At 35.5% G+C, this 25,139-nt stretch carries 24 protein-coding genes and 1 pseudogene; all 25 read right to left on the bottom strand.

All coding sequences use genetic code 11. The features are described 5' to 3' along the window. Window positions 1–228: 228 nt before the first annotated feature. The 25 genes and pseudogenes from RCO84_RS00310 to rfbG all read right to left on the bottom strand — a co-directional run bounded on the left by RCO84_RS00310 (window position 229) and on the right by rfbG (window position 25,125). The gene (locus tag RCO84_RS00310; RefSeq protein ID WP_317583397.1) at window positions 229–1,374 is read right to left on the bottom strand and encodes a nucleotidyltransferase domain-containing protein; all 1,146 of its coding nucleotides are present in this window, start codon (window positions 1,372–1,374) and stop codon (window positions 229–231) included. Window positions 1,375–1,489: 115 nt separating this feature from the next. Then, the gene (locus RCO84_RS00305; RefSeq protein WP_317583395.1) at window positions 1,490–2,245 is read right to left on the bottom strand and encodes a WecB/TagA/CpsF family glycosyltransferase; all 756 of its coding nucleotides are present in this window, start codon (window positions 2,243–2,245) and stop codon (window positions 1,490–1,492) included. Window positions 2,246–2,258: 13 nt separating this feature from the next. Continuing rightward, window positions 2,259–2,930 carry an MAE_28990/MAE_18760 family HEPN-like nuclease gene (locus RCO84_RS00300; RefSeq protein WP_317583394.1) on the bottom strand — a complete coding sequence of 224 codons (672 nt, stop codon included), beginning with the start codon at window positions 2,928–2,930 and terminating at the stop codon, window positions 2,259–2,261. After that, window positions 2,927–4,009 carry a DUF262 domain-containing protein gene (locus RCO84_RS00295; protein ID WP_317583392.1) on the bottom strand — a complete coding sequence of 361 codons (1,083 nt, stop codon included), beginning with the start codon at window positions 4,007–4,009 and terminating at the stop codon, window positions 2,927–2,929. Before RCO84_RS00295 ends, RCO84_RS00300 begins: the two co-directional genes overlap by 4 nt. 30 nt (window positions 4,010–4,039) lie before the next feature. Then, window positions 4,040–5,089 carry a mannose-1-phosphate guanylyltransferase gene (locus RCO84_RS00290; protein WP_317583391.1) on the bottom strand — a complete coding sequence of 350 codons (1,050 nt, stop codon included), beginning with the start codon at window positions 5,087–5,089 and terminating at the stop codon, window positions 4,040–4,042. Between the two features lie 13 nt (window positions 5,090–5,102). Further along, on the bottom strand, window positions 5,103–6,290 hold the full coding sequence (locus RCO84_RS00285; RefSeq protein WP_317583389.1) for a glycosyltransferase: 1,188 nt from the start codon (window positions 6,288–6,290) through the stop codon (window positions 5,103–5,105). Window positions 6,291–6,293: 3 nt separating this feature from the next. Beyond that, window positions 6,294–6,665: an acyltransferase gene (locus RCO84_RS00280; protein ID WP_317583387.1), complete on the bottom strand. Its 372-nt coding sequence runs from the start codon at window positions 6,663–6,665 to the stop codon at window positions 6,294–6,296. Between the two features lie 204 nt (window positions 6,666–6,869). Further along, window positions 6,870–7,691, bottom strand: coding sequence for an alpha-1,2-fucosyltransferase (locus tag RCO84_RS00275; protein ID WP_317583386.1), 822 nt, complete (start codon window positions 7,689–7,691; stop codon window positions 6,870–6,872). Further along, window positions 7,688–8,833 carry a glycosyltransferase family 4 protein gene (locus tag RCO84_RS00270; protein WP_317583384.1) on the bottom strand — a complete coding sequence of 382 codons (1,146 nt, stop codon included), beginning with the start codon at window positions 8,831–8,833 and terminating at the stop codon, window positions 7,688–7,690. The genes RCO84_RS00275 and RCO84_RS00270 overlap by 4 nt, the downstream gene beginning before the upstream one ends. Further along, entirely contained in the window at window positions 8,830–9,933 is a 1,104-nt protein-coding gene (locus RCO84_RS00265; protein ID WP_317583383.1) for an EpsG family protein, read from the bottom strand. The genes RCO84_RS00270 and RCO84_RS00265 overlap by 4 nt, the downstream gene beginning before the upstream one ends. Window positions 9,934–10,012: 79 nt before the next feature. Next, on the bottom strand, window positions 10,013–11,050 hold the full coding sequence (locus RCO84_RS00260; protein ID WP_317583381.1) for a glycosyltransferase family 2 protein: 1,038 nt from the start codon (window positions 11,048–11,050) through the stop codon (window positions 10,013–10,015). Window positions 11,051–11,211: 161 nt separating this feature from the next. Then, window positions 11,212–12,177, bottom strand: coding sequence for a response regulator (locus RCO84_RS00255; RefSeq protein ID WP_317583380.1), 966 nt, complete (start codon window positions 12,175–12,177; stop codon window positions 11,212–11,214). Then, a complete protein-coding gene (locus RCO84_RS00250; protein WP_317583379.1) occupies window positions 12,174–13,565 on the bottom strand; it encodes a GHKL domain-containing protein in 1,392 nt (463 codons plus the stop codon). Before RCO84_RS00250 ends, RCO84_RS00255 begins: the two co-directional genes overlap by 4 nt. A gap of 134 nt (window positions 13,566–13,699) precedes the next feature. Then, window positions 13,700–14,110, bottom strand: coding sequence for a hypothetical protein (locus RCO84_RS00245; RefSeq protein ID WP_233339424.1), 411 nt, complete (start codon window positions 14,108–14,110; stop codon window positions 13,700–13,702). Window positions 14,111–14,580: 470 nt separating this feature from the next. Then, window positions 14,581–15,711 (bottom strand): UDP-galactopyranose mutase, encoded by a 1,131-nt coding sequence (gene glf / locus RCO84_RS00240; protein WP_317583377.1) that lies wholly within the window; start codon window positions 15,709–15,711, stop codon window positions 14,581–14,583. A gap of 138 nt (window positions 15,712–15,849) precedes the next feature. Continuing rightward, window positions 15,850–16,488, bottom strand: a complete 639-nt coding sequence (locus RCO84_RS00235; RefSeq protein ID WP_317583376.1) for a hypothetical protein — start codon at window positions 16,486–16,488, stop codon at window positions 15,850–15,852. Window positions 16,489–16,506: 18 nt separating this feature from the next. Beyond that, window positions 16,507–17,739 carry an AAA family ATPase gene (locus tag RCO84_RS00230; protein ID WP_317577381.1) on the bottom strand — a complete coding sequence of 411 codons (1,233 nt, stop codon included), beginning with the start codon at window positions 17,737–17,739 and terminating at the stop codon, window positions 16,507–16,509. A gap of 147 nt (window positions 17,740–17,886) precedes the next feature. Then, a pseudogene (locus RCO84_RS00225) lies at window positions 17,887–18,033 on the bottom strand (NAD(P)-binding protein); the annotation flags it as partial. A 7-nt stretch (window positions 18,034–18,040) separates the two neighbouring features. After that, window positions 18,041–19,057, bottom strand: a complete 1,017-nt coding sequence (locus tag RCO84_RS00220) for a glycosyltransferase family 2 protein (protein WP_317583375.1) — start codon at window positions 19,055–19,057, stop codon at window positions 18,041–18,043. Next, the gene (locus RCO84_RS00215) at window positions 19,054–20,478 is read right to left on the bottom strand and encodes a flippase (protein ID WP_317583373.1); all 1,425 of its coding nucleotides are present in this window, start codon (window positions 20,476–20,478) and stop codon (window positions 19,054–19,056) included. The genes RCO84_RS00220 and RCO84_RS00215 overlap by 4 nt, the downstream gene beginning before the upstream one ends. 3 nt (window positions 20,479–20,481) lie before the next feature. Continuing rightward, window positions 20,482–21,747, bottom strand: a complete 1,266-nt coding sequence (locus RCO84_RS00210) for a protoporphyrinogen/coproporphyrinogen oxidase (RefSeq protein ID WP_317583371.1) — start codon at window positions 21,745–21,747, stop codon at window positions 20,482–20,484. Then, window positions 21,740–22,645 (bottom strand): NAD-dependent epimerase/dehydratase family protein, encoded by a 906-nt coding sequence (locus RCO84_RS00205; protein WP_317583369.1) that lies wholly within the window; start codon window positions 22,643–22,645, stop codon window positions 21,740–21,742. Before RCO84_RS00205 ends, RCO84_RS00210 begins: the two co-directional genes overlap by 8 nt. Beyond that, entirely contained in the window at window positions 22,642–23,589 is a 948-nt protein-coding gene (locus RCO84_RS00200) for an NAD-dependent epimerase/dehydratase family protein (protein ID WP_317577389.1), read from the bottom strand. Before RCO84_RS00200 ends, RCO84_RS00205 begins: the two co-directional genes overlap by 4 nt. Beyond that, entirely contained in the window at window positions 23,586–24,023 is a 438-nt protein-coding gene (locus RCO84_RS00195; RefSeq protein ID WP_287589926.1) for a dTDP-4-dehydrorhamnose 3,5-epimerase, read from the bottom strand. The genes RCO84_RS00200 and RCO84_RS00195 overlap by 4 nt, the downstream gene beginning before the upstream one ends. Window position 24,024: 1 nt before the next feature. Beyond that, window positions 24,025–25,125, bottom strand: coding sequence for a CDP-glucose 4,6-dehydratase (gene rfbG, locus RCO84_RS00190; RefSeq protein ID WP_317583365.1), 1,101 nt, complete (start codon window positions 25,123–25,125; stop codon window positions 24,025–24,027). Window positions 25,126–25,139 lie beyond the last annotated feature (14 nt).

Genomic DNA, 25,139 nt, shown 5'->3' with positions numbered 1-25,139 from the left:
ATTATTTGATTATTTTATTTTTTATATTTTAGCCTCCAGAAGAAGTGCCAAGTTCTAAACAAAGGCTCGCATAGAGCCTCAGCAGGAAAATATCTCACGAGTCTTATATCCCGATATACCCTTTGGAGATTATGTCCAACTAATGAATCAACCTTCTTTTTTAACTCAAGCTCGCTAAAGTTCTCAAAGGAAAGCTGCAAGCATCTCTAAACGGGCGATGCTCATTGATTATTTTATTCCATGAATCTTCTTCCATACTGCAAACCACGTTCTAAACAAAGGTTCACTCAATGCCTCAGTAGGATAATGCTTCACGAATCTGAGATTCCTGAGATTCATTCTGAAGTAACGATGCATCTTACTTTCACCGATCTTACTACCCATCCTGTCATCATACTGTCCGAAGTTTCCTCCTCGCATGATTTCATCAAGCAGGAACCTACCTTCCCTTTCATCCATCGGTGCAATCATCCTATCTTCTGATAGCCCGAACACCTCCTTCATCACGAACATCACAGCCTGAGCAAACTTCCATAATCCAAGATATTTCAATTTATGCCGTAAGGCATCCAAATCTGTGTTAATCTCTGTCATCTGTGGGAGACTTTTATTAGAATTCGTGAGATTTGTGAGATCCGTGTGCCACTTCACTAACACAAAATAGTAATCCAGAAGCTGCCTCAATCCGATACCCTCCGTAAAGATATGCCGATACAGATGAGAAAGGATATAGATAACGTTGAATGAAACCTGAGGCACATGAATCTCCCCATATCCATCAGGCAATGAAACCCGATGATTACACTGTTCACCCGTCACCTCCTCAAACCACTTCTGCATTCTCCTATTATGAATCGGATAGAACATATACGAAGGAGTAAAATGCACCTCTATCGCCGTCTTCATCACTGGATAATCCATATGATGATACCGCATCACCTGATTCGGGCACACCCGATCTACATACTTCATGATTTTCTTGCGACCACCCGAAAGATAAATATCTATGTCCCCGGGAGTACGTATATAAGGGTCAGGATAAAGCAACGCATTCCCCTGCCCCTTCAAGATACAGTTAGCAAAGCCCTCGTTCTCGAAGTTCTTGCAAATTTTTACGGAATCTTGAAACAGTCTGATATTCTGTTTTCGTATCTGTTCCGCCATCACCATCCATTGCATCAGTAGCTTCTGCTCTGGTGCCAACTCCTTTGGCAACCGCTGGATACCATAAAACAGCACACCAAGCAAAGCCTGCTTCTTGGCAATAGCATACAGCTCCTTCCAATCCACCTCCTTCAAAGAACCAGGTATTTCCTTGGCAGAACCAATACAGAATCGCAAGAAATCAAAGAAAATCTTTTGTTGTTTCAACATAAAGTAGTACTTTTGCACGCATGAAGCAAGCCATACGCATCATATTATCCTACATAGCAACTATCATCCTCCTTCCGATAGCCTTACTATGTAAGTTCTTCCGAAGAAATTAATCCTACTTTTTTCGAAAAGGATCCTTGTATATTCCCAAGAGCTGCTTACCAAAGTAATAGAAGAACTGCATATCATCCACGAAATAACGCTTGAAGAGGCGCTTTGGCTCCTTCATGCAACGATACAGCCACTCCATACCAATCTTCTGCCAAATCTTAGGCGCACGTTTCAATGTTCCAGCTTCGAAGTCAATGGTAGCACCCAGAGCCATGAATACCTTTACTCCAGGCATCTTATCACGATACTTCATAATCCATTTCTCTTGCTTTGGAGCACCCACACCAACGAGCAGTACATTTGCACCACTCTCGTTGACGATGCGAACCAACTCCTCACATTCATCCTCATGCTTCTCGAAGCCAAAGGAAGGAGAATGAGCACCAACCACCATCTTGTGCCCCACCTTCTCATTGATACGTTCCATAGCCTTGGCAGCAATACCCTCCTTGGCACCAAGCAAGAAGATTTTGCAGTCAGCATCATTCTTATGATACATATAATAAGAGGTGAAGAAGCTGGAACCCGGAATCGCTTCCTTGATTGGAGTCTTCAACAACTTACCGAACAGGTAGAGAATCTTACTGTCACATACCACCCATTCCGACTTCTGATACACATCATAAAACTCCTTGTCCTTCTGAAGCTTAATCAGATGGTCAAGATTAGGAGTCACAAGAACACCCTCCTTCAGGTTCTCCAAGAGTTCCTGACGGGTAATGTTCTGAATTTCAATATTTAAGATTTCTACTGTTTTCATTTCTATTATCGCCCTAATATCGTTTATATTTATGATCACTAATGTGTTGTTTCATCGTCGTTGTAACCATCTGCATAAAAGTAATAATATGATTTTTAAACCTTTCCAAATCGGTTAGCATATAACAAGCACCACATTGAGAAAATGAAATGTTACCATGAGCTAACATATTTCTACGATTTTTCACAATTAAAAAACTATTAGAAAACTCACCTCTATCTTTATCATCTAAAGGACAACCATATTTTTGGAATATTTCAAAAATTTTTCTAATATCTAAGCTACCTGATATATTAACAGCCAATTCCTCAAATTTAATTTTCATAGTCATTATCTCATCATCTGGCTTATCAAAACTTGGATGGTTGCGACGTTTCATATGACTTCTCCACATTTTTCTCATATCATCTGATAGGGAAAAATATGTCAAGTTGTCATCAAAAACAGCATCATATAATGCATTTAAACAATCATTTACAGTTGATTCTACTAAATTATATAGAACCAAGAGAAATTGAGCTTTTAACACACACTGCATTTCTTGAGTAACATACAATTCTTCTTTTGTATCATCATTTAACAATGGCTTGTTTTTGTGTGACTCTAGCTTTAATACAAATGAAAGCATGGTGAAAATTTCATTAATGTCCTCCACCCGCATTTTAAAATTTTTATCTATTATCATTTAAGATACAGATTTTTTACATATTCAATTCTATTACGTATCTTTTGAGCTGTATGAGTTCGATATCGACCTTCAATTAACTTAAAGAATTCATTTCTGTTATTTTTGTCTATAATCAATTCTTTCTTCGCTACTAAGTTAATATCAGGATTATCAATAAGGGCTAAATATATACCAACGGCAATTGCCTCAAAATATGGCTTAGAAATTCCTATAGCCATCTTTGTCTTTGCAAAGCCTTGATTAGGATATATTTTTTCTATTGCATTTATAAGATTATAAAAATTTTTCTTCAGTACGGCCTTTTCATTTTTGTTAAAGGTTTTATTTTTTTCTGCCAAGTAATTATCCAAAAATTTAGCAACCCCTTTGTTCTCTACTATCGAAAACGAAGGGAATATCTCGCTAAAAGCAAACAATCTCAACAAGAGTTCCTCTTCTTCCCTTCTATTTTGCATGTAATTTGCCAGTGGACAAAGTTTCTTAAATCTAGGTTCTTTTGCCAATTCTGCAATAAAATCAGTAAAAATACCTTTATAAATTCCTCGACGCGTTTCCATCGGCAGCAAAGGCACACTACTTGTGTTTATACGGTCAAACATTTCATTTCTTACATCTTCTGTAGCTTTAGCAGATAACACAACCATTCTGATTGATATATTTTTAAAGCTTCTTTGTAAGCCAACAGGAAGTTCTGAATACTTACAACCATTCATTTCAGAAAGTTTCTCCAAATGGGATAAAGTTAGTTCGTCAGATAAGAATGCAGCCAAAGTTCTAATTCGCTGCGAACCATCTACAATTTCCAATCTTCCACTCTCTTTAATTTCTGCTGAAAACATAAAAGGGACTGGTAATCCTAAGTAAAGACTTTCAATAAAACGAGACTGATGTCTATCATCCCAAATAAATTCTCTTTGATAATCAGGAACATACAGTTCGTTATCTTCTTTATCTATATCCTTAAGATATTTATTAACATACAATTCTATTGTAAACTCTTTCATATCATATGAAATTGCGTTCTGTTGAAGTTCTATCTGATCTTCAATCTTTTGTTTTTTTTCTGGTGTCAACATATTTTCAGTCATTTAAATTTATATTATTTATCATTTTCCGAATTCTTTAATTCTCTGCTCTTCTTTCAAAGAGCAAACAAGCAATTGTCCGTGCTTCTCGGCTACGATATAGCCATCCAAGCCTTGAACCACCACTTTGCTTTCATCGGCTGCATGTACCACGCAGTTCTTGCATTCATACAAACGGATGTCCTTGCCTACCTTGGCATTGCCAGCCTCATCCTGTGGAAGCAAGGTTCGGAGACTGCCCCAGCTGCCTAAGTCACTCCAGCCGAACTCGGCTGGCAAGGTATAGATTTCCTTCGACTTCTCCATTACGGCATAGTCAATGCTTATCTTCTCACAGGTTGGGAAGAGTTTGCCGACCACCTCTTTCTCCTGTTCGGTATAGAAAGAAGGTGCCATCTCGTCCATGATGCTGGCAAGCTGAGGCTGGAAGGTGCGGATTGCCTTGCTGATGGTATCAATGTTCCATACGAAGATTCCAGCATTCCAATAGTAATTACCGGCAGCAAGATATTGCTCGGCTGTCTCCAGGTTTGGCTTTTCTTTGAATGCCTCAACCTTATAGATTTCATCTACGGATGTTGGCTCTGCTGCAGCGATATAGCCATAGCCTGTTTCCGGGCGGCTTGGCTTAATACCGATGGTCACGATGGCGTTCTTATCGGAAGTATAGCTCAATGCCTTGCTGAGCACTCGCTGATACTCCGAAGTATTGATGACGAGGGCATCGGATGGTGTCACCACGATGTTGGCATCAGGATGCTTCTTCTGGATCTTCCAGCAGGCATAAGCAATACATGGAGCGGTATTGCGAGCCTCCGGCTCTGATAATATGTTATCTACTGGCATGTCAGGGATTTGCTCCTTGACTATGCGAATGTATTTCTCGTTTGTCACTACCCACATGTTTTCGACAGGACAGATTGGCTTCAATCTATCTACTGTCAATTGAATGAGGGAACGACCGACTCCCATCACATCTATGAATTGCTTTGGGTAATCGGGGGTTGACATAGGCCAGAAGCGGCTGCCTACGCCGCCGGCCATGATTATGATTTGAATATCGTTATACATAATACTATAAGTTTTATTTCTGTAACAGAGAATCAAAAATTCTCTCCCATTCACTATAAATCTTCTCGGCAGAATATTCTTTGCTTTTCTTGATAGCAGCCAAAGCCATTTGCTCACGTTTACCATCATCCTTCATGATGTTGGCAATCATATCTGCTGCTTCATTGGCATTATACCCATTCTTATGATAAGGAAGCACGATGCCATCCTTGCCATCATCTATAATATCACATACAGCAGAGTAGCTGTTATATACAGCAGGTATCCCACCAAAGCTCATACATTCAGCAAGCACCAGAGGGAAACCTTCAAAATCTGAAGTAAGAAGTAAAATAGATGCTCGCTTGTAATAAACTATAGGTTTTTGGAAACCTTCAAAAGATACACGTTTTAAACCTAAAGCTTTAACGTGATTTTCCAAATTCTGTCTATCTTCTCCATCCCCAACTATAGTCAATCGCCAATCAGGGAAATGATTTTCGAGATAATTCCAAGTATCAATGACCCTATATACTCGCTTTTGCACAAAATCCAACCTACCTACATATATAATTTCTTTCTGTTTATGTTTAAACTGATACTCATAGTCATCATTCAATATAGTCACCGGATTGGTCAGTACCTTTAGATGATTAAGACTTTTGACATGAGTAAATTTTTGAAAGTCATCAATATAGCTAGGTGACAATACAAGAAAAATATCACTATGCCTATATATGTAAGCCATTGCACGACTTGTTACATATTTAAAGGCTGTACGCAATACATTCAAAAGTAATCGCTTTATAGGATTTTCACATCCATTCAACCCAATATTGAGTTTTTGAATTCTTCCATTAAAGCTAGGAGCGTTATGATAAACAGATATTATCTTGACCTGTAGTCCTCTTGATGCTTTTAAGGCAACCTTAATAGGAATATATGGTAATCCCCATTGATTGATAATCACACTTATATCATCGACCTGCAGAACACGTCTAAGGTTCTCTACATTCGTTCTACTCTGTGAATAATCATTTTGTTGATAAAGTTTAATACGTTTATCAAACCTATCAGCAATAGAATTCTTTCCACCTAAGAATGCAAAGACACTAACACTATGCCCTTCGGCTACAAATTTGTTCGCGAGAACAGCTGTTACCACCTCAAGACCTCCAGTTTCAAGACCTTTCAGCAAAAATAAAACATTTGGTTTATTCATTACTTATAAAGCGAACCAATATCTATAAACTTGTCTGTAATCTATGTCATGATTGCGATCTCTTATCTTTTTTGCAGGATTACCTCCAACTATTGTCCAAGGTTCCACATTCTTAATTACAACACTTCCAGCTAGTACAATAGCACCTTCCCCTATTGTCACTCCCGGCATTATCATTGCATTGGAAAAGACAAAAACATTGTCTTCAATATTGACCGGCGCTCCCTTTGTCGAAAAAGAAGAATCATTTAAATCATGACCTAATGTATAAATTTTAGTATTATGAGCAACTCCGACATTGTTACCAACATAGATACCTCGTCGATTGTCAAGATAGCAACCAAAATTGATTACAGTGTCCCTTCCTACGCTCATTTTACCAACATGAAAGAACTTACATCCTCTATGGATACAAGACTTGCCCCCCCATATCCGTATTCCGAACATTCTCAAATAGTAATTTCGAAGGGGATTTGGAACGAGTTGGTAGGATATATTTAAGAATTCCACCAAGAGAAATTTACATTGTAAAAGAATTGATTTCATTTGCTATGATATTTTTAAAAAATAATATTCTTGCTACATTCCGAACCATTCATCCATAAAAATATCAGGATTGCCACCATCCATATTCCACCATTTCTGAGGATAAATCACTGAGTTTTTTTTCTTTCCTAGATATGCACCCCAATAGCTAAAAGAACTATTGGCTATGATACCATTATCACATTGAGACATCAAGTACATATCTAGAGGAGAATCAGTGCCTGTGTTCCAATCTACATAGATTGTGTTTTCTTCCATAGGAAGATTTTTGCGAATCCACTCCAAATCATCAGAGAAACAGATAAAGCGAGTTTTAGGATTAATCCCTTTCATATATTCCAAAGCTCGCTTATAATAATCCAATGTGCAGCATCCTTCAAAAATATACTTAAAGTTGGAAGCCAAATAATCTCCACGTCTTACATGGACAAAACAAGTTTCTTCCTTATGAATAATCTGAAGAAGTTTTATATTCTTCTCACTCAAAGATTTCTCATCAATTTTCCATTTTAGCCAACCATTCTCTTTTGGAAAATACTGTTTAGTAAACTTGAAAGGAAAAAAAACTTTCGCCTTTTTATGCTTCCACTCTCTTTGAAACAAATCTAGCCATTGGGAATTTGGCACCAGTTGCTTATATATATAAAAGAGACCTACAACGGGTAACGTCCACCACTTCTCTGGTGGAAGTGAGATTTCAAACCACTTATTAACTTCCAACCCATAGTGTTCTTTAAGTTTCACTCCATAATGCCCATAAATCTTTTCTTTTGGAAAGCAAGACTCCAAGTGTTTATAGAATGCATACTCAAACATTTGGTTACCCAATCCTCCTGTAAATACTAATATTCTCATTTTTTATTTTGAAATAATTTTAAATACTTCACAGCTATCTCATCCCAGTTTAAATCTGAATGATGTTTTAAAAATGTTGCAAATGAAAAATCTGAAGATTCTACATATTCCATAGCAGAGGCTAATTCTACTGAATCAACATCTACAACACAGCCATTTTCTCGATTATATATAAATTCAGGGAAAGCACCTACATTTGTTGCAATTACTTTTTTTCCAAATTGATTGACAGTTTGAGGAATCCCTGATTGAGAAGCGGACAGATAAGGACATATTACCGCTCTACATTTAGAAATTAGCGTAGCTAAATCTTGATTAGAAAGATAAGCATTAATTACCTTAACGTTTGGTGCTTTCATAAACAATTGCAAATACTTATCATTGCCCTTACCTGCTATAACTATGGGAATATTCTCTCCTTTATCTAAGATTTTTAAATACGCTTGGTATAATAGCTCTAAACCTTTATAAGGCAATATATAACCATAAAAGAGCAAATAACCTGGTTGCAAACCTAAACTTTTTACTGTAGTAGTATAAGTTTTAAAAGTTTCAAAGGCTCCAAAAGGAATATAATATCGATATTTATAGTCACCTAATTTTGAATAACAAAAATAAGAATGAACTATAATTTTAATATTATTCTTAATTAACCATTTTGTATATTTATTTAGCGAGACATTATCATGTAAATGATTTTCCAAAACCTCATGCACAGAGCAAAAAACTTTAGATACATCCAAATGATCAATTAAATAATCTAATGGAGGGTTATGACCTACTAAATTCACAATATCGTAATTCAACGATTTGATTTTCTTCAATAATTTTTTCTCTGTATACCTATCTATATGACTAATAAAATAATTAATTCCAGTTTTACGTAGTTTTTTCCTTTCACGAAGCAAAACTATTATATTGACACTAACATTTCTACAAAAATAATTAGACAAATTGGTTTCTTTTAAATTCACATTGTAGATTCCTGGTAATATTTTTGGTGAAAAATCAAATCCCTCCAAACATCCTTTTCCTACATTTACATAAAAGAAACAAGTTACCTTATGCCCTTCATCAGCCCATCTCTTAGCTAAAGGCAATGTTGAACCGGTAAATCCGTCACCTATTAAAACTATATTCATAAAATCGAATTATATGGTAAATATTCATGCACATAAACGCCATTCAATTGACGATAAAAGAAATAAAACATTAATGCATTAAACAACAACCTAACACAAATATATTTTCGTGTACTAGTTTCAAAACTTACAAACACCTCTATTGTGCCCCAATAGACTGATGGCAAAAAATAATTACTAAGTCTACTCATATCTTGCATCGTTTGCGAAAAGATATTTCTTATTATTTCTTTAATTGTATAATTATTGAAAGTACCTCTAAAATTTTGAGAAATACTCCTATTATATTTTCTATAAACAAATAACAAGAAATAGAATAATGATAACAAATAACTCATAATTCCTCTATCAAATACGCCCTCACCAACTGAAGACGTCTCTTGATTTGTGTATGTTGAGAGACGTATTAAAACAATAGAACCTAGAAATGTAAATTTATTAATGATATATTCAAAAAATGAAGATAGGAACTTACCTATGAACATCGATCCGATTAATAACGATATAGCTAAATATACATTAAGCTTAATTTTGGGAATAAAATAAACAATTATCGCCAATAAGGCAGAAGTATGAATAGAAGAAGCTACTAGCACTACAATTGCAAAATTTAAGAATGATCTAAGACTTGTTTGATTTATATATTTATATCCCAAACAAATAATACCTAATGCCAAAGCTTGCCTTGTTGGAAATATCGGTGCCATTGTTGCTATAATAAAAACAAATCCAATTAATGGATAATCAAAATTAGATATGCAAAACTTTGCAAACAAAGCTAGAATTGTAAAGCTAAAAAATAAAAGGAAAATTGTATAACTAAAGCCCAAATCATGGAATATAGCATTAAGTAACACAAAGCCCCATTCCAATGGCTCTCCCATACCTCTGTCAAAGGTGAAAACATTGTTTAAATGACTCCATTGGTAATAATCAAAAAAGTTATACCAATCTGTTCCACAACGCCATCTCAATCCCCAAAATAAAGTGAGAATTATTACCCAAAGCCAACATAGTTTTTGTCTAAATTTCAATGAAAAATTCGGAACATCAAGAAAAGAAGACAAAATAAAAGGTATATATATTAAATAGTAAATCATTTTCGAAATAAAGATCTTATTAAACTATTAATTTTTTTTTGATTTCATATCCAATCAAAAAAACAACTTTTTCCTATCACTAAGAGCAAAATATATTTCGTAAAGCTATCAGAAATTTATAGAAGCTATGCAAGTCCAACTTGGTTATTTTATATAAATAAACTATTGGTAGTTTACATACATTAAGTTTTGTAAAATATTTAGAATACGCCTTAGTAATAGGATAATATAACTTAATGATTGTATCAAGCTTATTTTTACTATCATCGGTTAAAGGCGTTAGTACTAAATTTATTCTCAAAAAATAATATACAATATTACTTAAAGGTTGTATTAAATTACATTTTTCATTTTCATTCAAATCATCTACCTGTAAAAACTGCTCAACTAAACGCTTACTTATTAAATAAAAATCATTTTCTTTAGAAATCATGGAAGAAGACTCCATAGTTTGTCCTTCTCTGCCAAGAAAATAATTATAAAGATTAACATCTAAAATCAACATATAATCGGCATGCAACAAAGAATAAAAAGCGAATTCAGTATCTGTATAACTTATACCTTCTTGTTGGAAATAATTCATATCCTTCATTTTTTGAGTTCTTACAGTAATACAATGCATTACTAGTAGACCTTCCAAATGCTTTTCCTTAAAAGGGAAAAATTTCTGCCTTATGATTAATTTATCGAAAGTAATAGGAATATCGACAGCTTTAATATTTTTATTTTTATTATATATTTGAATATAATTAGTAAAAACTACATCTATTGTTTGATGCAAATTAAATAATGTGTTTATCAAAAGTTGTAAGCTTTCATTATCAAACCAATCATCAGCATCAAGAATTCTAAAATACGTTCCGGCAGCCTCCTTCAAGCCACGATTTACACAGGATCCATAATTACCATTCTCCTTATCAATCACTCTAAACGTATCAGGAAACTTATCTTGATACTCATGTGCTATGGCAGAAGAATTATCCTTGCTGCCATCATTCACTACAAGCACTTCTAAGTGCTGCATTTGTTCCTCAGGTACAATCAAGGAATCAAGACATCTACGAAGATAGTCTTGCATATTGTACGTAGGAATTACTATTGTTAATATCTTTTCCATATCGATTATTATTTTTCTATTTTTAAAATCAGTAGACTTCATGCCGACAGCCGAAAAGTAGCTTATAATAAAAGCTGAAGGCAATCCGCCTGCCAAAGTCCAAAATTATATCTCTTATATATCTAAACTGTTTTGCCTTTGATTTCCATAGCAAAAGTTAATCAAAATTTTTGCCTAGACAATGTTCTTTCTTTTTCTGTACCATCTTTAAAAAAATCCTTCTGGAATAATTGGTATTCACCTGTAAACTCGTATACAATCATTAGACTTCTATGGTATTTTCCAATAAAAGGAATCTTATAACCAACTATCATTTTATGGATTTCATAAATTGGAGCATATGTTATTATGCGATGATCTACTTTTTCTGAGTCTTTTTCCGTAAGATGATACTTTGAAATATTTTTCAGTTTTTTATTTTTCTTGACTGTAGTAATTTTCCTGATACTGTTAGCTATGCTACGTTCCATTTTTGCTACAGCATCTTGTATAGGGATTTCTATGCCAAACTTGGCATCAAAGCTTGCACTTTGCTCAACAATAATCTCTTCCGCATACACTATTTCAGATTCAGTTTCTTGCTCTTGCCCAGAAAATATTGTCAATAATGTCTGCGCCTGTTTCAAATCAACATACCCAAAGTGAATTATTTTGTCATAGAAAAGGACAGCCTTATACAGCTTAAACTTACACAATGTAAAAGTGCGCTTCAATGATTTCGAACGATTTACTTTCTCTCTAAACTCATCCTCAAACAGAGCATATAGCTCTGTCACTCTGCCACAAAGACTTGTTGTAGCCAAAGCCTTATCTAAGTGCGCATCAAATTTCAAATTAATGGCCTCACCTAAATCGTCTTTTGAAGCTTCACCTGTTAGCATCAAAGCTTTTGCACTAGTATATTGCCTTAATTCTTTTAATAATTCTGTACCAGTCTTCTCAGGCATTACCTGGTCCAAGACCAAAACTTTAATATCATTACACTGAACAATATTAATAGCTTCCTTGGCAGAAGAAGTGTAAGTTGTTTTTAATCCCGTCTTAGCATGAATTAGTCTTGCGAAATCCTCAGCAGCTGACAAGACATCATCAACAACCAAAACTTCAAAGAGATCTATTTGCATCATACTCTAGTTTTTAATTTTATAGTTACTATAACCTGATCACTCTCTACTTGATAATTAAGAGTGCTACCCTTTACTAAACTTATTAAATTACGAACTGACTGAATTCCGACACCAGTATGATTACTTTTCGAAGAAAAGCCAGTAGTATTAAGTTGATCAATCGTAGGAACTTCATCCTTGCATTGATTTGAAATGTCTATACAAATAAGTCCCTCTATAGTTCCTTTATAAGAAATCCTAACTTCTGTATTAGCAGGCGAGGCAACCAATGCATTTTGCAACAAAGGAATAATCAGAGCAAAAATATAATTACTAGAATATCCCTCGATGATATCAGGTAAGGCCTCAATTCTCAACTTGACGTTGTCTAGCTTATTTTGAATGCATATTACATTTGCATATTCTAATATAGCGGCGTTCAATCCCAAAAATGAAGGCAAAGAAGAAACTGTTGTTGCCTCAACATAAGCATTTATTACAGATAAACAGATTTTAGAATAATTATCAATACGAATAATTTTATCCAATTCTTCGCCTTCCAACTTGGGCTTTAACACCTCGCAATTTATCTGTATCTGAGATAATGGAGTTGTCAATGTATGCTTTATATTACTAGTCAAATCAGAAAAGCTAAAAGGCATAGTCTGTTGAGGAGACGAAGATATTTTTTGATTAATTTTTCTTAGCTCTGCCATGATCTGGTTTTGATGCTTGATATTTCCCTTTCCGGATCCTTTAGATATTACTATATCTTTATGTAATTCCTCCATCAACTCTTCAGACATTACGGACATCAAATTTCTCAAGTCATCACGTATATAACGTGAATATGGCTCTTCAAAATTACTGTTTAAAGCCATCTCCCTTTTTATATCGTCAATTTGATCATCTAATGTCCTTTGAGTATAACGCATCATATTACGAGTATGAAAAACAATATATAAGACCAATACTATCATCATAAAGCACATGACATAAGGAATATATTGTTCTAGTTTTGTATCTACAACTAAATTAACCTTAGGCAACAGAGCTAAAATATTATTAGAAGAATACACCACTCCAAAAGGCAGGATTCCGCAAGACACAAAAAGCAATATACTTAGAATCTTCATAAATATACCTATTTGTTTTTTATAAAGTGCAACTATCAGCACTATCAAGGTAATCAATATGAGAATTCCCCACAATATATATGCTTTCTCTGGTTCCCAAAAAATTCTACAACTCTGATATATATTAAATGACAGCAGCAATGCAAAACCATTCAACAAAACCGTCCATCGCATATCCCCATCATCTGCCAACATCAGTAATACCGACAAGCCATACAACAAGAATAGCGATACCATTGACAGTATTTCAATATAATAAATATATGTCTCCATATCTTCATATTATTTATTTATCTTTCACAAAAAGACCAATTAGGCTTCATGCCGCCAGCAGAAAAGTAGCTCATAAATGTAATAGCTGATGGCTATCAGTCTGTAGAAGTCAAAAATCTTTTTTACAAATTCATTTATAAAATAATTTTTCCGCACAAAAATCTTCCTATTAAAACATAAGCTAAAAGAACCAACACTATCTTGCCTATCCAAAAAAGCCATGATATGCTTGATAGATAAGTTGGCATCTCTTTATCCTTCATTTTATCAGTCAAGTAAACCGCATTCATTATAATTTCCACAATATAATGTAAAAGTTCTAATAATATTGCCAAAACAAAGAATCCTAATGCTATTAGCAATTGAAAGTCCAATTGGAAATGACCATCCTTCCCAACAACTTTAAAGAGCCACACTATACCCACACCAGCTAAAATAAACTGACGTAAGATATTGGATACATTAGCAGAAACACAGGCTATATTCTTTTTACGGAAACTTACCCAATCAGTATGTACCTCATCTTTCTTTTTTAAAACATCCATATTCTTACTAATTAGCTTTTTTCTTGTTCACTTGTTGCTTTGCTTTTTACCAGGAAATACAGGATCCATCGATGTCCTTCCATGCCTATGAATGGACAAACGTTTTGAAACAGCAATAACGCTATAACTGTTTCGTCCCGATCTTACATTTTTGTTTCCAGATTTTTGATATTGTCTTTTTACTCTCTTTCTCATATTATCAAATTAATATTATTCAAAATTAATATTTTGTTCTTCAGGAACTCTATGGTAGTGTGGCAAGCCATATACTTTTGAAATAACATATTTTACCTTTGTACTCCCATCCATTTCAAGTGTTTCAAATACTTGTATATCACAAGTAAGAACATCACCTTTACTAAAAGAATACTTACGGAACACCTGGCGGGGGCAAATCAGCCAGGATTTGAATGATGCAAGGTATAAATGCGGAGCTGCTTACCATGCCCATAGGGGTGCTGATTAGTTACTTAGAACCTCTCCATCACCTTCTCAATTACAGGAGCCATATCGTAATACTTATATTCAGCTAAGCGACCACCAAAGATAACATTCTCTTCCTTGTCTGCCAGACCTTTGTACTTGGCATATAGCTCAGAGTTCAGCTTGTCATTCACAGGATAGTATGGCTCCATGCCATCCTTCCATTCTGTAGAATACTCTTTCGAAATAACAGTCTTTGGGTTTTCATATACTTCCTGACCAAACATTTCAAAATGCTTGTGTTCAATAACACGAGTGTAAGGTACTTCACGCTCGGTATAGTTTACCACCGCATTGCCCTGATAATTTGGTTTATCAATAATCTCTGTCTCAAAGCGTACTGTACGATAGTTTAGCTTGCCAAACTGATAATTATAGAATTCATCTATCTTACCTGTGAACACTATCTTGTCAGCGATACCCTCACAATAAGAGCGGTTTTCAAAGAAATCTACATTCGTTTTCGTCTCTACTCCTTCAAGCAAGCCATCAATGAGTTTGTTATAACCACCAACAGGGATACCCTGGTACTTATCATTGAAGTAGTTATTATCGAAGATAAGACGAACTGGCAAGCGCTTGATAATGAAAGCAGGAAGTTCCGTACATTTTCTTCCCCACTGCTTCTCAGTATATCCCTTGATAAGTTTCTCATAAATGTCTTTTCCAATCAATACCTTGGCTTGCTCCTCCAGGTTGCGAGGTTCTGTAACGCCATCTGCTTTCATACGAGCAACAGCTTCCGCCTTCTGCTCATCAATCTTAGTCTGAGCTTCTTCAGGTGTGGTTACGCCCCACATCTGATAGAAGGTATTCATATTGAAAGGCAGATTATAGAGTTTGCCCTCGTAATTTGCCACTGGCGAGTTGGTATAGCGGTTGAACTCAACAATGGAGTTGACGAAGTCCCACACCTTCTTATTGGAGGTATGGAAGATGTGTGCTCCATACTTATGCACGTTGATACCCTCGATGTTCTCACAATAGATATTGCCACCCAAGTGAGATCGCTTATCTATCACCAAGCACTTCTTGCCCTGCTTGTGAGCAAGATGTGCAAATGTGGCTCCGTAAAGACCGGAGCCAACTATCAAATAGTCGTAATGATTATCACTCATAATCAAAAAATCTTTATAGAGATAAGACAATATATCTTAGGATGAGCATCATCTAGAAAAATGATGCTCACCTGTCTCCATATTGCGTATTAATATATTCCTCTTTTTTTTCTTCTATATAGTATCCGATTTGTTACCTTATAAATTCACCAATTCTCTTAAGGTCATCTGATATTCAGTTTTTCTTTCTGGCACAGCTACATAATGAATTGTAATATCAGGCATAGCCATCGGGGCGTAATGAACTTTTGACATTTCCGCTGTTATCACCTTATGCCCCTTTGTAAATAGATATTTGGAAAAATTGGCATCTTTACTCGTCAACTTGTTGACAGATATAAGTTGATTTTCTGTCGGTTCAAATGAAACTATTACTCCATGTATCTCCCAATCAGGCTGAGTCTGCAAGATACTCATCTGCGCCTTTAGCCTCAATACTGTTCCCATAATTTGCTCCTTAGCATGTGCTATTTGACTTGTACTAAAAGTACTTTTTAATTCACAGATAAAAAGACATTTTCTATTTTCTATCTCTGAAAAGAAAATACCATCGCAATTAAGCCTCATGGGGTCTGGACTTTTTGATTTTCCATAAAAAGAGACCGTATCTGCAGCAAACTCGCGTGGAAAGACATAACCATTACCCCCAGTCACGATAAAATGTCTAAAATCAGATTCACTATTAGGTACTGGCTCTATCACCTCGCATGACTCTTCAAACAAAGAGGTAGCATACTTTGGGTATAATATTCCAAATTCCTCTAACGTTGCCTCCATATCAAGTCCTCCTTTCTATTATAAGTTAGACTCGATACCCAAGTTTTCCGCCAAATCAGTAATATCTGCCGACAGTTCCATTTGGCTTCTTACCGTGTTCTCAAAAGAACTGAAAGGAAGGCCTGTTGACAAATCTTGATTTTCTATGACCACCTTACCATCTTGACGCTTGAAATAATAAGCACCTACCTGTTCAGTCTCCAGATACAGGTTCTTATTAAACTGATGATCACTACAGAATTTCTCGAAAGCTTTCATAGACTTATTTCTAATCTTACCCAATAATAGCAACTGATTCATGCGACCCAGGAGATAATCACTATGGGTAGTCATCTGGATGAGCATACCCTTGTTACAACAGCGAACCAACATATCCATCACGAGAAATTGCTTCTTAGGATGCACATGAGCTTCTGGTTCCTCAAAAAGCAGACTATTATACTGTCTATTCTTTCCATTTTGTAACATCAGTAAGAATGGCATCAGCTCCTTTACTGAAGAGGCTGCTGCAGATACAGGTATCTTTTCACCAGACTCAAACAGCAAGAACACACTACCATTTTCCAAGACAATCTCACCATCAGCCAACTTTGCGATATAGTTGGCATAGAATTGATTGTCTGGGCTGATAATTCTGGAAGGAGTCTTGAGATCGTCGAGCTGAGCCAAGAAATCACGATACATACCAATAGGCGATGTAGTGTTAGCTCCCATAAAGGCAGCTCTAGCAGGTGGTAAGATCAAAGGGCGCAGATAATTTTTGTCAAAGTATAATTGTGCCAAATAGCCATGAAGGCTAAAACTCATCATCATGACATTGTCCTCCAAATCAAGGGGAAAAACATCTATATCATCATTGATACTAAAGCGAGTAAATCCAGACGCATCCTCATCATGCAACCTTTTGATTGCAATATTCATGTTATCGTCCTGCTCAAAAACATAATTAACTTGACACTCAAAATTATTGTTACCTAACAAATAACCAAGAAATGCAGCAGTATTTTGATTGAGCCACATTCTGAAATCCTTGAATTTAAAAGTAAGTTCTTCCTTTGCGCTCCCATTCAACTTCATTGTGATAAACTCTTGAAGTCTAATAGGAGTCAATGAAGTAACTAAGTTATACCACAATAATGCGGTATAGCTCTTACCTAATCCCGATTCACCCGTATAAACCATAAAAGGCTTCAGTTCTATCTCAGAATCAGTAATAGGTCCTAACTTATCTATTATTATTCGGATATTCATATAGCAATGTTTTAATGTCTCAAATACCTTGCAAAGATAGAACTTTTAGGCGAGAAGACCAAATTTTTTTTGCTAAAAAACTTATTTTCGAGCAAAATGGATATTTTTTGTGTCTTATGCACCATATTTAAGTACATTAATACCTTAGATATTCTCACAATAGATATTGCCACCCAAGTGAGATCGCTTGTCAATGACCAAGCACTTCTTACCTTGCTTATGAGCAAGATGTGCGAATGTGGCTCCGAAAAGACCGGAGCCAACTATAAGATAATCATATTTATTATTAGTCATAATTCTCTTAATTACTAAAAGGTTTAAAATCGGACATCAAAAGTCTAACTCTATGTGCTAATTTTAAAACTAACAAATCATCTTTTCTTTGTTGTTTAAGAAAACTCTTGTCAGCTTTACCCCACATTACTTTAAAAGATATTTGGGAAGTTCTATACATGGCAAGAATTAATCGATTTAATATAAAGTTAGGAATATGAATGAATTTTTTCATGCAATTCCTAAAATGCTTATCTACTTCTGCAAATTGTTCATAAACTGATAGCGATTCATTTTCTGCAACTCTATAACAGAAAGTCGGTTCCTTGCAGAAATATACATTATATTTAGTTGCCATTACCGCATTCAAGGCATAATCTGCAGAAGGATAAAATTCTGGAGAAAAGCCACCAATCTCTAATAAACATTTTTTTCTAAACAGGCATCCACAGCCAAAGCCTCCATTACGCCCTAAAAACAAATCTATTACAGATGATTTAATTATCTTATGTGATTTAAGAAACCCAAGTTTAATATGCGGTACATATTTTGCTTCAGATAAGATATTACCATCTGCTCCTATTTTATTAAATGCAGCATTCACACCATCAGCATTATATTTTTTCTGTATTCTTATTAATGTAGACAATGCTGTTGGCAGCAAAAGGTCATCATCATGGAGATATACAACAAAAGGAGCATGAGCTAATTCTATCAATCTATTCCAATTACCAATCATTCCTATATTTTTTTCATTTCTGTAATAAAGAATTTTGGAATTAGCAAATTCCTCAACTATTTTCTGATTTTCTGTAGGAATATCAGTCAGTTCATTATTGTCACAGATAATTATTTCATATTTACCTTTAAAATCTTGATTAATAGCAGACTTTAAAGATGTTTTCAGAAAATCCGGATGACTAAAACATGGCATGATGATAGAAACTTCAGGATTCTGTATTGCGTTCGTATCTCCCCATAACAAAATTGATTTTACATCTCTGTAATCAGCAAAATTATCTCGATATTCATATATATCTCTCATCGCTTAATAAGTTTAAAAATTGTTTCTTTGAAATATTGATCTTTTAGCCCCAATAGACTAACCACATATACTATCATTCCTATTATTGCCCACAAAAAACAATAGAGTGGAGAGAAGTCATTGGAATAGGTAGCTACTATAACCAAAAACATTAAAATTGAAGCTAAAATACATTTAACAGGCACAAAATCCATCCACTTGAGTTTCATATAACGATGAGCAAAATAAAAATGCATTGCAGTCACAACAGTTTCGGCTATAACGACTGCTATTGCTACGCCAATTTCTGCAAATAATGGTATCAATATGAAATTCACTGTTAAATTCGCAATTGCTCCTCCCCCCACACAATAGTTGCCATATTTTTCTTTATGCATAGGTATCAAAATTTGATTTCCTAAAAAACCAGATAATGTAATGATAACCAAAAGAGTCGATAATATCTGCATAACAGGAACTGCAGGCAAAAACTCCTTACCTCCAAATAATAATATTAGGGGATGAGCTAAAGCAATTATACCAAATACCATAGGTATGGAAACATAAAGAAGTAAATTTAACGTTTTCTTTTGCAAAGCTATTGCTTCTTTTTCATCTCCCTTGCCTACAAGATAAGCCATACGAGGAATAATAGAAGATGTGACTGCCCCTAAGACAGTCATCAGCATTTGTACCAGTTTATTACCTGTTGTAAAAAAGGCGACAGCTGCCATTGTACCTAACGCTCCCACCATTACACTATTGAGATTCGTATAAAGACTAACAGCTATTGTACCTAAGAAAAGTACAGAAGCACCTTTTGTATGTTTCCAACAGTCCTGAAATGAGATTTTCAGCTTTACATATTTCCTTATTCTTATAAGGTTCAATATATTATTACCACAAGTTCCTGCTATTGTCAGTATCGCATAGGGTAAAATATCGTCTTGTGTACGTACAAAGATAAAAAGACAAACTATTGAAATCAGCTTTATTGCTATACTTCTGATCGTTATATACTTAAAATCTTCAACGCCTTGATAAAACCAATCAAAGGAGATGCACGACAGTAGGACTGACAGACCAAGAACAAAGTATAGCCAAAAGTCATGTTCTGAATGCGCCAGCAATAAAGAAGCTATAAAATATACAGCATAGACCACCAAACATGCAAGAATATTAGCTGTGAATATTGCATTTGTTGCTGATTGCAGTTTATTTGGATCATCTTTACTCTGTGCAACTTCTCTTATACCATAAATAGGAAATCCAATACTTGCAAATAAAGTGAAGTATCCTGCTATTGCTGTTATATAATTAAACAAGCCTAATGTATCTGGTCCCATGATTCTTGTTACATACGGAAATGTAACAAGAGGAAAGACTAGATTACTTCCTACCCGGATTGAATTATAAAATATATTCTTCTTTAAGGATGCCATATATTATTTTATTGCATTCATACCACTTAACAAGCTTTGGTTACTCCAAAGATAACCCCATTCTCCAAATCGTCCGAAAGGCTCTATACCTACAGATTTAAGATAGTTTCTCACTATCTCCCGACTATCATAAATATTCTGATCGAAGATTACGTTGGCATACTTTTCGAAACCGACATGAGTAAAGAGTACATCTTCCTGTTTTATTATACCTAATTCAACCAACTTTCCTACAGTTCCATTCAAAAGCTGTTTTTCTGTGTATTCACCCTCCTTACAATATACTTCCATTTGCAAAGACGAACAACCTTCAGGAGCATTCATTGGTGATTTTAATGATGGGGAATAGACTCTTGCTGCCAGAATATCCTCATCATAGATATACCACCACAAATATGGAGGAATATTCTTAGTCTTTAATGCAATAGATACATGATAACCAGAGGTACATTTCAACTTACCTATTGCTATCTTTACATCCTCAGGGATATCATGCAAGAGGTGACTATATTCAGGCAATGGTATAGAAGAATAAAGCTTATTGTATTGATATACATTACCATCTTCTGTCTTTACTTCTTTTTTCTCTGTGTTAATTGCCACAACCTTTTGATTGTATCGAATGTCAGTACTATCTGCCAAAGAACTAAAGAAATGCTTAAAACCTCCCGTCTTTGGATAACGCATCTCCTTTGCGTAATAAGTAACAGGTGTATCTGCGGTTTTAGATCCCTGGATTACTTCCTCAACAGATGGCTGATATACTCGCTGTCCTACCCATTTTGTCTCAAGATTCTTTGCTTCACACATCCAATACTTTTTGGTGTAAACCATAGGGAAATGTTCTGCAAAGTAATCACCAAATTGTATTCTTAACCACTGTTCATAGTTCGTTATTTGGGACATATCTACTTGTGGACGAGCCAAGAAATCGTCTATGATTTTCTTTTTCTCTTGCTCATCCAATGGGAACAGATTGTTTTGGGCAGGATGCTTAATCCATTTTCTGTTATAGATATTGTAAGGATTAGGGATGTGAGTTATGATTTCACCTGCAGATGAATTAAAAATCTTCAATACTTCCTCTTCCTTGGCAAAGGAAAGATGAACAAAGCGATCAAAGGTAAACCCATCAATAGTAAAACATCCACACAATCCGCCAAAAGTATCATCCTTTTCCAGAATGAGAGGCTGTATGCCTTTCTGCTTACAAGCATAAGCAGCTCCTAAACCAGAGATACCGGCTCCCAATATAATTGTCTTATTCATAATTGATTTGATTCTTCATTTTTAATATTCCATCCTTCAACGAAATCTTAGCTTTCCATCCTAACATAGATATATTCTTGGCTATCGGAGCAACAGCTTGCATCGTATCCCTGTCGCGATATGGGCGTCCACCCCAATGAATATTGCATTTCTTGCCATATACATGCTCCATCATGGAAGCAAGTTCTCTGATAGTAGTTCCCCTTCCGGTACCGATATGAAATGACTCACCATTCTTTATATCAGATATTCTTTCTGCATTCTCTACTACATGAACATAGAAGTCACACAAATCATCAACATGAGTGAAATCAAGGATTTGCTCTCCAGCTGTCATGTCAACAGATTCCTTACTATCCATAGATTCCAAAATATAATCCATTAGTCGTTTGACTGTCGGTTTTCCTCCGTATATAGTATAAGGAATGACGTTGATGTACTTGAATTGACAGAGTTGCGAATAATAATCTACAAATACACGAAATGCACTCTTTGTTGCGGTATAAAGATATGCGTCATTTATTGCTTCCGTTCCAAATCTATATTCTGCAAAACTTCCTGTATTAACAAACAGCTTCAAGGATTTACATTTTTTCAGAGCATCCAACAACTGGATACCATATAATATATTCGACTGCAATAGCGGCTGAATAATATCTGTATCATTGCGTGATGTAGAAAGACTTGCTAAATGCAATACTATCTGAGGATTGAAGGCTTTAACACTATCCCAATCTTCTGCCTCTTTAAATAAGACTGATAAATTAGGAAAAAGAGCATGTGCCTTATCTACATTTCTACAGAGAACTAAGATTTCAGCTTCCGGACATTTATCTACGAGCATCGGCATGAGGTTCTGACCCACAAAGCCCGTAGCTCCAGTAATCAGTATTCTCATGCTGCACATAGATAAAATAGTTTAACATATTCTAAAATGGGGGGGGTAATTTGAGTATCTTTTTTCAAGATTTCAATTCCCTGAGTTAAAGAGATTTTAGATTTCCAACCTAATAGCCTTATATTCTGCTCAATCGGTGCAACAGCATGCATAATATCTTGCTCAGAATAAACTCTACCACCCCAATTTGCATTCATTTTCTTTCCCCAAATCTCTTCCATCTTAGATGCAACCTCTCGAATAGAATATCCTTTTCCTGTTCCCAAATGAAACTGGTAAAAAGAATCTTTCAATTCTGGTAGTTTCTGCAACAACGTATAGAAGAAATCAGCCATATCATCAACATGAATGAAATCAAGAATCTGTTCACCCCTTGTAAAATCAACGGGTTCGCTGGCGGAAAAAGAATCAATCATATAATCTATTACCTTCTTATAGGCATTATATCTACCATAAGGAGAATAGACAACAACATTAATCCAATTCCACTTAGAAATGGATTGATAATATCGGATGATTGGACGTTCTGCCGTTTTTGTTGCAGAATACAAGTTGTTAGGATGAAACTCACCATTTCCATATCTGAATTCTGAGAATGTACCTATGTTGATGAAGTGCTGACACTGAGTATTACTCAATGCCTCCAACAAAAATGTGGTAAACGAAATATTGGCTTCCACCAATTTATTTGCATTCTCATGATTATGACGGCCTGTGAAGAATGCTGCCAGATGTAAGGTAGCATCTGGGTTAGTATTCTTTACCTGCTCCATCCAATCAGAAGACTGGGTAGTTATCATTCCTACAGATTCGTTGCCAAACATAGCCTTAGCCTTATCTAGATTTCGGACTAAAAGAACTAAATCTTTCATACCCTTACTAATGAGATAAGGTATCAAAGTCTTGCCAACGAACCCTGTAGCTCCAGTAATCAATATTCTCATACGTTGAAATTATAAGGAATCTCTGACAAATCAACCCTTGATGCCTCTGAATCATCATGAACTTCCGGTATAATATCCATCAGCATAGATGTGCCCTCACCTGCTCCTGCAAAAGCCATCCAGAGACCTGGCTGAACCGTTAAACGCTGGTAATTATCCTTTGGTGAAAGGATAATTTCTTCAAACTGTCCTTTTGTCTTACTGCCTTCACGATCATCGTAAACAACAAACTTTACAGCACCAACAGGTACAACGATGTTTAGCACCATACGATTATGGCGCTTCCAGCCTTTCACCATGCCATGTTTGATTTCAGAGAAGTAAGCTTCTCCAAAACCAACATATCCTTCATCTGTACTATGAATGGCATGAAATATATCACCCTTAGGAACAGCAATGTGCTTCATCGGATGTAATTCTACTCCTTCTATCATATTATTTTGTCCAATTTAAGTTCTGACTTACAGCTTCCTTAGTATAATATTCAATCTGCTTCTTGGTCAAATCGAACATATCTACGTTTTTGCCCTCATAGAATGCTTTGTACCACTCTGCAATGATATGTACACACTGCTCATAATGTAAAGTTGAATGCCAATTGAGATAAGCAAGAGCCTTATCACAGTTCAATTTCAAAAGGGTAGCCTCCTTGAACGGAACATTACCGGTCAGCTTAGATGCTTTCTCCTTATCCAATCCCCATTCTTCTGCCAAATCCTGCGTCAACTCGAACACAGTCTTTGTCTGTTCTGCACGTGGACCAAAATTATAAGCCTCTCCATTTTCCGACTTGTTCTCATAGAGATATTGTCCCAAAGTAAGATAACCACTCAGTGGTTCCAATACATGCTGCCAAGGACGGGTAGCCTTAGGGCAACGGATTTCTACAGTTTCTCCCTTAGAGAATGCCTTAACACAATCTACAATAATACGATCTTTAGCCCAATCTCCACCACCGATGACATTACCAGCGCGAGCCACACCCATCTTGATATTTGGCATGTTCTGAATGAAAGAATACCAATAGCAACGGATTGCTAATTCTGCTGCACCCTTTGAACCTGAGTAAACATCCTTGCCACCAACCTCATCAGTTTCACGGTAGCCCCAAATCCATTCTACATTATTATATGCCTTGTCTGAGGTAATCAATACACATGTACAATTCCAATCAATATTTCTGATTGCTTCGAGTACTGATGTTGTGCCAATCACATTTGTTGTCATTGTATCAAATGGATCTTTGTATGACGTCAACACCAATGCCTGCGCTGCCAAATGGAAGATGAAGTCAGGCTTCACTTCCTGCACATAAGCGTTCATTGCCTCTTTGTCACGGATATCTCCAAACTTATGGTGAATCTTCTCATTCAATTTACATACATTGAACATTCCAGGTTCTGAAGGCACATCGATAGAATAGCCATAAACCTCAGCACCCAACATAGTGAGCCATGTAGAAAGCCATGAACCTTTAAAACCTGTATTGCCAGTAATCAATACTTTCTTTCCTTGATAGACGTTATTAAATGCCATATTATTTATTTTTA

The organism is Segatella copri (assembly GCF_949820605.1).
Taxonomy (GTDB): domain Bacteria; phylum Bacteroidota; class Bacteroidia; order Bacteroidales; family Bacteroidaceae; genus Prevotella.
Note: the sequence above shows the minus strand (reverse complement) of the source record. Positions and strands in the feature narration are given on the sequence as shown.

What these genes read in the sequence shown, in the direction of transcription:
- RCO84_RS00310 (WP_317583397.1), bottom strand. Translation starts at nt 1,374, where the DNA reads ATGTTGAAACAACAAAAGATTTTCTTTGATTTCTTGCGATTCTGTATT.
- RCO84_RS00305 (WP_317583395.1), bottom strand. Translation starts at nt 2,245, where the DNA reads ATGAAAACAGTAGAAATCTTAAATATTGAAATTCAGAACATTACCCGT.
- RCO84_RS00300 (WP_317583394.1), bottom strand. Translation starts at nt 2,930, where the DNA reads ATGATAATAGATAAAAATTTTAAAATGCGGGTGGAGGACATTAATGAA.
- RCO84_RS00295 (WP_317583392.1), bottom strand. Translation starts at nt 4,009, where the DNA reads ATGTTGACACCAGAAAAAAAACAAAAGATTGAAGATCAGATAGAACTT.
- RCO84_RS00290 (WP_317583391.1), bottom strand. Translation starts at nt 5,089, where the DNA reads ATGTATAACGATATTCAAATCATAATCATGGCCGGCGGCGTAGGCAGC.
- RCO84_RS00285 (WP_317583389.1), bottom strand. Translation starts at nt 6,290, where the DNA reads ATGAATAAACCAAATGTTTTATTTTTGCTGAAAGGTCTTGAAACTGGA.
- RCO84_RS00280 (WP_317583387.1), bottom strand. Translation starts at nt 6,665, where the DNA reads ATGAGCGTAGGAAGGGACACTGTAATCAATTTTGGTTGCTATCTTGAC.
- RCO84_RS00275 (WP_317583386.1), bottom strand. Translation starts at nt 7,691, where the DNA reads ATGAGAATATTAGTATTTACAGGAGGATTGGGTAACCAAATGTTTGAG.
- RCO84_RS00270 (WP_317583384.1), bottom strand. Translation starts at nt 8,833, where the DNA reads ATGAATATAGTTTTAATAGGTGACGGATTTACCGGTTCAACATTGCCT.
- RCO84_RS00265 (WP_317583383.1), bottom strand. Translation starts at nt 9,933, where the DNA reads ATGATTTACTATTTAATATATATACCTTTTATTTTGTCTTCTTTTCTT.
- RCO84_RS00260 (WP_317583381.1), bottom strand. Translation starts at nt 11,050, where the DNA reads ATGGAAAAGATATTAACAATAGTAATTCCTACGTACAATATGCAAGAC.
- RCO84_RS00255 (WP_317583380.1), bottom strand. Translation starts at nt 12,177, where the DNA reads ATGATGCAAATAGATCTCTTTGAAGTTTTGGTTGTTGATGATGTCTTG.
- RCO84_RS00250 (WP_317583379.1), bottom strand. Translation starts at nt 13,565, where the DNA reads ATGGAGACATATATTTATTATATTGAAATACTGTCAATGGTATCGCTA.
- RCO84_RS00245 (WP_233339424.1), bottom strand. Translation starts at nt 14,110, where the DNA reads ATGGATGTTTTAAAAAAGAAAGATGAGGTACATACTGATTGGGTAAGT.
- glf (WP_317583377.1), bottom strand. Translation starts at nt 15,711, where the DNA reads ATGAGTGATAATCATTACGACTATTTGATAGTTGGCTCCGGTCTTTAC.
- RCO84_RS00235 (WP_317583376.1), bottom strand. Translation starts at nt 16,488, where the DNA reads ATGGAGGCAACGTTAGAGGAATTTGGAATATTATACCCAAAGTATGCT.
- RCO84_RS00230 (WP_317577381.1), bottom strand. Translation starts at nt 17,739, where the DNA reads ATGAATATCCGAATAATAATAGATAAGTTAGGACCTATTACTGATTCT.
- RCO84_RS00220 (WP_317583375.1), bottom strand. Translation starts at nt 19,057, where the DNA reads ATGAGAGATATATATGAATATCGAGATAATTTTGCTGATTACAGAGAT.
- RCO84_RS00215 (WP_317583373.1), bottom strand. Translation starts at nt 20,478, where the DNA reads ATGGCATCCTTAAAGAAGAATATATTTTATAATTCAATCCGGGTAGGA.
- RCO84_RS00210 (WP_317583371.1), bottom strand. Translation starts at nt 21,747, where the DNA reads ATGAATAAGACAATTATATTGGGAGCCGGTATCTCTGGTTTAGGAGCT.
- RCO84_RS00205 (WP_317583369.1), bottom strand. Translation starts at nt 22,645, where the DNA reads ATGAGAATACTGATTACTGGAGCTACGGGCTTTGTGGGTCAGAACCTC.
- RCO84_RS00200 (WP_317577389.1), bottom strand. Translation starts at nt 23,589, where the DNA reads ATGAGAATATTGATTACTGGAGCTACAGGGTTCGTTGGCAAGACTTTG.
- RCO84_RS00195 (WP_287589926.1), bottom strand. Translation starts at nt 24,023, where the DNA reads ATGATAGAAGGAGTAGAATTACATCCGATGAAGCACATTGCTGTTCCT.
- rfbG (WP_317583365.1), bottom strand. Translation starts at nt 25,125, where the DNA reads ATGGCATTTAATAACGTCTATCAAGGAAAGAAAGTATTGATTACTGGC.